The 1,878-nt window shown below is 58.1% G+C and carries 4 protein-coding genes; 1 reads left to right on the top strand and 3 read right to left on the bottom strand.

What is annotated here, in order from left to right; genetic code table 11:
* The first annotated feature begins 141 nt into the window (after positions 1–141).
* Positions 142–336, top strand: a complete 195-nt coding sequence (locus tag ACFONC_RS15330; RefSeq protein ID WP_386745543.1) for a hypothetical protein — start codon at positions 142–144, stop codon at positions 334–336.
* Between the two features lie 354 nt (positions 337–690).
* Here ACFONC_RS15330 and ACFONC_RS15325 read toward each other — a convergent pair whose 3' ends face one another.
* Genes ACFONC_RS15325 through ACFONC_RS15315 form a run of 3 tightly spaced genes read right to left on the bottom strand, consistent with a single transcriptional unit; the run spans position 691 to position 1,813 of the window.
* Positions 691–912 (bottom strand): GDCCVxC domain-containing (seleno)protein, encoded by a 222-nt coding sequence (locus ACFONC_RS15325; protein ID WP_292977493.1) that lies wholly within the window; start codon positions 910–912, stop codon positions 691–693.
* Entirely contained in the window at positions 894–1,292 is a 399-nt protein-coding gene (gene merC / locus ACFONC_RS15320; RefSeq protein ID WP_292977494.1) for an organomercurial transporter MerC, read from the bottom strand. The genes ACFONC_RS15325 and merC overlap by 19 nt, the downstream gene beginning before the upstream one ends.
* Before the next feature lie 50 nt (positions 1,293–1,342).
* Entirely contained in the window at positions 1,343–1,813 is a 471-nt protein-coding gene (locus ACFONC_RS15315; RefSeq protein ID WP_386745541.1) for a hypothetical protein, read from the bottom strand.
* Between the last annotated feature and the right edge of the window lie 65 nt (positions 1,814–1,878).

Below are 1,878 nucleotides of genomic sequence, written 5' to 3'. Positions count from 1 at the left end.
GAAGATGGCTAGAAGTGTCAACACCCATCTCAGAGTCATTGCATTCTCCTGCGGGGCCTAACGCCGAAGCTAAGCCGACCCGCGAAGCGGGTTCGGCTTGAGCGCCTTGTTAGCTGGCGCACCACAAATAAGGAGAGACCGATGTTTGTCACACGAAGCCGATTTGAGCGCGAGATTGCCGATCTGCGGGACGACTTGCGCGACTTCCGGGTCCGGTATTGGAAGCTCCAGGAAGCCCATGACCGTCTGCTCGCGCACCTTGGGCTGGCGGAAGTGGAGGAAAGGCCGCGCACCCTACTTGTCCAGAAGGACGGGCCTGAGCGCAGTGCCAGCTAACAGTTGAGTTAAGCGGTGCCGCTGCCCGGAACTCACAAGTATGGAGAAACTACGATGCGGCATCCGCTTGAACGAATTGTTAGCTGGCTGGCTGCGCGACGAAAGCGAACAGTGATGCTTTACATGTACGACCACGACATAAAAATTGTCCGGGCGTACAAGACACAGGCCGGATGGATTGCGCGATGGATCGGAAATGACGATGCGTGGAGCCTGCTTCTCCCCGGGGGGAAAACTGAGGGCTGCACGCTGGTCAAGCGATGGCTTCCGCATTCCGGCTGGAAGCCTGGCGACTTTGCCAGCTAACGCCTGAATTAAGCCGAGCCGCGAAGCGGCTTCGGCTTGAATGAATTGTTATACGCCGCCGCTGCAGCAGGAACTGCCCTGCTGAATGGGTGGGCACTTGACCGTGCCATACGAGCAATAAACGCAGCAATCCCCGGGCAACGGTTTGAGCACTGCATGGCAAGCGCTGCACTCATAGAACCACTGGCATGCATTGGTGGGCATGGTTTCCCGCGTGGCAGTACCGCACTCGGGGCAGGTAATAACGGACTCTAGTTCGATGCTGGACACTGGACGGCTCTTACGGGACGCAGAAGATCAAGGATAGACGCGACAAGCATGAGGGCAATGCCCGCATAGAACAGGTAAATGCTCCAGTCATAGCTCCAGAAGACGAGAAGCGCAGCTAACACGGCAATTGGGCCGACGACCGAAAGCAAGCCGCGAGCAAGTTGGCGGTGCCTGTACCACGCCCAAGCGTTCACCAGGAGCGCAAGTACCGCTAGACCGGGCAGCAACTTACGGAACAGAAAGCCTTCGTACTGCCCGAGGAATCCCAGGCCTAGCGCGGCACCCAAAGACCCGAGGGCCGGAAAGCAGCCGGCGCACGACATTGCCGAGACCAGCGCACCGAAACTACTTGTTTTGTCCAACACACGCGTGACGCTCATGCTTTTTTCCTCAATTAACGAGACAGTTTCTGCGGCGTATAACGCCTGAATTAAGCCGAGCCGCGTAGCGGCTTCGGCTTGAATGAATTGTTAGGCCGCTGCTCGGCCCACATGTGTCGCGCAGCCCTACAAGCGGGGCACGAGAGCACTTGAACAATGCCACCCTTTTGACTCGGCAGGCGGCCGAACTCCACCTCATGCGAATGGGGGAACAATTGCTCCTCCGCAGCTAGGTATTCGGGGCTATGGACGGGAAGCTCAGGAACCATGCGCCCCTCCAGCCATTGCAATGGCTCATTGTGGATGTGGCAATGCAGCAGCAACGCTTGAGCGGCGGCGAAGTCAGTGATGAGAATTCCAGTAGCTTCGTTGAGCTTGGACAGCAGAGTCTCGTGCCAGTAGCGGAGGCGAGGCGAATCCTGGCGCGAGTACTCTCCGAGGGATTCTACGAGCCGTTCGTATCCTTCGCGGCCTGCGATCTCGATGAGGCTGGTTCGTGCAACCTTGCGCGGATCTTCCATAGCGGCCTAACGCCTAAGTTAAGCCGCGCCGCGTAGTGGAGCCAAGCACATGGCAAGCTGTACCT

It is taken from the genome of Luteimonas soli (genome assembly GCF_042648865.1).
Lineage (GTDB): Bacteria > Pseudomonadota > Gammaproteobacteria > Xanthomonadales > Xanthomonadaceae > Luteimonas > Luteimonas soli.
This window is presented reverse-complemented; position numbering and strand designations above follow the sequence as displayed.

Bases quoted from the DNA above. Each gene is read 5' to 3' on its own strand.
- ACFONC_RS15330 (WP_386745543.1), top strand. From the start codon at position 142: ATGTTTGTCACACGAAGCCGATTTGAGCGCGAGATTGCCGATCTGCGG.
- merC (WP_292977494.1), bottom strand. From the start codon at position 1,292: ATGAGCGTCACGCGTGTGTTGGACAAAACAAGTAGTTTCGGTGCGCTG.
- ACFONC_RS15315 (WP_386745541.1), bottom strand. From the start codon at position 1,813: ATGGAAGATCCGCGCAAGGTTGCACGAACCAGCCTCATCGAGATCGCA.